This window comes from Sphingomonas sp. CCH10-B3 (assembly GCF_001556185.1).
GTDB classification, from domain to species: domain Bacteria; phylum Pseudomonadota; class Alphaproteobacteria; order Sphingomonadales; family Sphingomonadaceae; genus Sphingomonas; species Sphingomonas aquatica.
Genome location: NZ_LSIJ01000091.1, coordinates 1 through 3,476 on the forward strand (window position 1 = coordinate 1; position 3,476 = coordinate 3,476).

The 3,476-nt window shown below is 65.8% G+C and carries 4 protein-coding genes and 1 tRNA gene; 4 read left to right on the forward strand and 1 reads right to left on the reverse strand.

The genetic code is table 11. The annotated features are described in order from the left end of the window. Positions 1 to 226 (reverse strand): hypothetical protein (locus tag AX672_RS19130; RefSeq protein ID WP_168727495.1); only part of this gene is annotated, 226 nt, incomplete at its 3' end. Between AX672_RS19130 and AX672_RS14430 the strand changes: the two genes are divergently transcribed. From AX672_RS14430 to AX672_RS14445, 4 genes are all read left to right on the forward strand, one after another. Then, positions 221 to 850, forward strand: a complete 630-nt coding sequence (locus tag AX672_RS14430; RefSeq protein WP_066652342.1) for a hypothetical protein — start codon at positions 221 to 223, stop codon at positions 848 to 850. The genes AX672_RS19130 and AX672_RS14430 overlap by 6 nt on opposite strands. Beyond that, the gene (locus tag AX672_RS14435) at positions 847 to 1,782 is read left to right on the forward strand and encodes a D-2-hydroxyacid dehydrogenase (protein WP_066652343.1); all 936 of its coding nucleotides are present in this window, start codon (positions 847 to 849) and stop codon (positions 1,780 to 1,782) included. The genes AX672_RS14430 and AX672_RS14435 overlap by 4 nt, the downstream gene beginning before the upstream one ends. A 58-nt stretch (positions 1,783 to 1,840) precedes the next feature. Beyond that, on the forward strand, positions 1,841 to 3,214 hold the full coding sequence (locus AX672_RS14440) for a class II 3-deoxy-7-phosphoheptulonate synthase (protein ID WP_066652344.1): 1,374 nt from the start codon (positions 1,841 to 1,843) through the stop codon (positions 3,212 to 3,214). A gap of 42 nt (positions 3,215 to 3,256) precedes the next feature. After that, a tRNA-Glu gene (locus AX672_RS14445) sits at positions 3,257 to 3,332 on the forward strand. Positions 3,333 to 3,476: the final 144 nt, after the last annotated feature.

The following is a 3,476-nucleotide window of genomic DNA, read 5'->3' on the forward strand; positions in this document are numbered from 1 at the left end:
AAAATGCAGCCCGCTGGCCACACCCAATTCTACACCACATTGACGGACGCGACCCGGCGACGCGGTCGACCGCAAGCCCAAGGGCGGCATCGGGGCGTTCGACGCCGCGCAATTCCTCAATCAGGAACAACTGCCCTTCGCCGCATCGCCCGCGATCAACCTGATCGGCCTCGATCCGCGCCTGATCGCCTTTGCCAAGGCCGCGCTCGGGGTCGAGCAGGTGCATCTCTACCAATGCGATGCCTGGGCGAAATATACCGGCGAGGCCGATTACGACCAGCCGTTCCACTGCGATTTCGCCAATCACACGCTGACCGTGCCCGGTGACGACGCCGCCGAGCGCACGATCAACTTCATGATCTACGTCACCGACGTCACCGACGATCTGGGCGCGATCCATTATGTCGCCGCGCCCGACGCCGAGGCGGTCGTCGGCAGCGGCCGCACCGCGTTGCCACAGGCGGCGGCGGGCGCCGATGATGTCCAGCTTGCGCTCAAGGCGCGCGAGCGATCGGGCGCGGCGCCGGCCGGGTCGATCTTCGCTTATGGCATCGATGTCTATCACCGCGGCACCAATCTGACGCGGCCCGGTGGGCATCGCTACACGATCACTGCCAGCTACAAGGCGGCGGGCAACGACATGATCGGCCGCATCGCCTGGCCGCTGCATTTCATGCGCCCGTGGAAGAAGCTGATCGGCCATGCGTCGCCCGAACAGCTCGCCTGCCTCGGCATTCCGCTCCCCGGTGCGCCATTCTGGACACCGACGACGATCGCGCGCACGCAGGCGCGCTGGCCCGATTGGGACATGACGCCCTACCGGCAAGCGCTTGAGGCGATCGCGGCGTGAAGGCTGTCCTTCCCGCGCTTGCTCGCCCGCTGATCGAACCGCAGCTGCCTGCGGACCTTGAGGTCGCGTGGTTCGCCAATCACGAGGAAGCGCTGGCGCAGGTGATCGACGCCGATATCGCCTGGGTCGACATGCAGCGCCCCGCGTGGACGGGCGAAGCGGTCGCGGCGGGCGAAAAGCTCAAATGGGTGAGCACGATCTACGCCGGGCTCGACGCTTTCCCGCTCGACTTGCTCAAGGCACGCGGCACGATCCTGACCAACGGCGTCGGCATCAATGCGATCGCGGTCGCCGAATATGCGGTTATGGGCGTGCTCGTCTCCGCCAAGCGCTTCGACGAAGTGGTCCGCATCGCCGATCGCCACGAATGGACGATTTCGGCGCCGGGCCAGACCGAGCTGTTCGACACACGCGCACTGATCATCGGCATGGGCGCGATCGGCACGCTGATCGCCGAGCGGTTGCGGGCATTCGGGGTAGCGGTGACCGGCGTCACCCGCTCGGGCCGCGACGGCACGCTGACACCGGATGAGTGGCGCGCGCAGATCGGCGACTTCGACTGGGTGGTGCTCGCCGCGCCCTCGACCGGCGAGACCAAGGCAATGATCGGCGCCGACGAACTCGCCGCGATGAAGCCGAGCGCCTGGCTGATCAACATCGCACGCGGCGACATGGTCGATCAGGACGCGCTGATCGAGGCGCTGACCAAGCGCCGCATCGCGGGCGCTTTCCTCGATGTCGTCACCCCCGAGCCGCTCCCGCCCGAGCATCCGCTCTGGTCGGCGCCCAACAGCATCCATTCAATGCACCTGTCGGGCCGCAGCCAGACCAGGATGTTCCAGCGCGCGACGGCATTGTTCCTGCAGAACCTAAACGCCTTCATGTCGGGCGCGCCGATGACCAACGTCGTCGATCTCGACGCGGGCTATTGAAGCCTTGCGCGATTGAGCGCATGGGATTGCCGGTTTTTTCGAATGACTGGACGCAAAAATGGCCGCCAACTGGGCCCCCGATAGCTGGACCGCGCATGAGGCGCGCCAGCTGCCAAGCTACCCCGATCCAGCCGCGCTGACCGCAGCAACGGCGACGCTGCGCAATTATCCGCCGCTGGTGTTCGCAGGCGAAGCGCGCGATCTCACCGCCGATCTCGCCCGCGTGGTCGAGGGCAAGGCGTTCCTGTTGCAGGGCGGCGACTGCGCGGAAAGCTTTGCCGAATTCCACCCCAACAATATCCGCGACACCTTCCGCGTGCTACTGCAGATGGCGGTGGTGCTCACCTTCGCGTCAAAGCTGCCGACGGTGAAGCTCGGGCGGATGGCGGGCCAGTTCGCCAAGCCGCGCTCGGCCGATACCGAAGTCCAGAATGGCGTCGAATTGCCGAGCTATCGCGGCGACAATGTCAACGACATCGCTTTCACACCCGAAGCGCGCAGGCCCGATCCGCAGCGGATGATTCAGGGCTATGCGCAAAGCGCGGCGACGCTCAACCTGCTGCGCGCCTTTGCCGGGGGCGGTTATGCCAATCTGCATCAGGTCCACCGCTGGACGCATGACTTCATGGGCCGCAGCCCCTGGGCCAAGAAATTCGCCGATGTCGCCGACCGCATCGGCGAAGCGCTCGAATTCATGGAAGCGTGCGGGATCAATCCCGACACCGTGCCGCAGCTGAAGGGCACGACCTTCTACACCAGCCACGAAGCGCTGCTGCTGCCGTTCGAACAGGCGATGACGCGGCAGGATTCGCTGACCGGCGACTGGTATGACACCAGCGCACACATGCTGTGGATCGGGGACCGCACGCGCTTCGAAGGATCGGCGCATGTCGAGTTCCTGCGCGGCGTCGGCAATCCGATCGGCATGAAATGCGGGCCGACGCTCGAGCCCGACGCGCTGCTGCGGCTGCTCGATGTCCTCAACCCGGCGCGCGTCGCCGGGCGGATGACGCTGATCACCCGCTATGGCCATGACAAGATCGAAAGCGGCCTGCCCAAGCTCGTCCGCGCGGTGCAGCGCGAAGGCCATCCGGTCGTGTGGAGCTGCGACCCGATGCACGGCAACGTCATCAAGACCAACAATGGCTACAAGACCCGCCCGTTCGACCGCATCCTCGCCGAAGTGCGCGGCTTCTTCGCGGTGCACCGCGCCGAGGGCTCGATCGCGGGCGGCATTCACGTCGAGATGACCGGCCAGAACGTTACCGAATGCACCGGCGGTGCGATGGACGTGACCCAGATGGACCTTGCCGATCGCTATCACACCCACTGCGACCCGCGCCTCAACGCCGGGCAGAGCCTCGAGCTCGCCTTCCTGCTGGCCGAGATGCTCAACGTCGAGATGACCGAACGGCGACGCGCGGCGGCTTGACGCTAAGGGGGTGTCGCCCTAAGTGCCCGGCCTCTTGGCCACGGCCCCTTCGTCTAGCGGTCTAGGACGTCGCCCTCTCACGGCGAAAACACGGGTTCGAGTCCCGTAGGGGTCACCAAGGACTCAAATCGTCCGGGGGACGATTTGTGCCTTGGTGACGGGAGCGAACAGCGACCTCACCAAAGACGTCCGATCCTCCGTTGGACGATATGTGCCCCGGTGACGCAAGCGCCAGCGACGCACCAAAGACTCAACCGACCGC